Here is a 513-nt window from a genome sequence, read left to right on the forward strand (position 1 = left end):
TACCGGCTTCACATCGCTGAATGAGGGACTTGCATACCTCGAAGCCAATCCCGACAAGAGCGTCTGGGTGATGAACTGGGACGCACCAAGCTTCCCTCCGAAGGATGGGCAGATCAACGAAAATCTCGTCGTGCTGTTCCTCGCTGGGCCGAACTTCAATACCGAGCGTGAACCGCTTGCGTGGATTGGAAAAGCGGTGACCGGCAACACGCAGGATTTCACGCCGAAGGTCGGAGCACCGCGCGCGGTACAGGCGTGGAAGGCGACGATCGAGCAAGCGGCCAAGAATGCCGGCATCGGTCCGACCGACCTTCAGTATATCGTTCACGATGCGGGGCACGGGGGCGACGCAGCGTCGGCACGTTTGGGGGCGCTTTCGCAGTCGTTGACGGAGACACTGCCTGAATACGACCACATGAAGCAGACGTTCAATACGGCGGCGTTGCTCGGCGATATGGGGACGGGTGGTGCACTGACCGATGTCGTGTTGGCGATTGGTCGTATCAACCACTT

General features: G+C 59.5%; 1 pseudogene. It reads left to right on the forward strand.

Features of this window, described 5'->3' with window-relative positions:
- Nucleotides 1-513 (forward strand): annotated as a pseudogene (locus GQ56_RS0138950) (virulence factor); the annotation flags it as partial.

This window comes from Burkholderia paludis, from assembly GCF_000732615.1.
Classification (GTDB): Bacteria; Pseudomonadota; Gammaproteobacteria; order Burkholderiales; family Burkholderiaceae; genus Burkholderia; species Burkholderia paludis.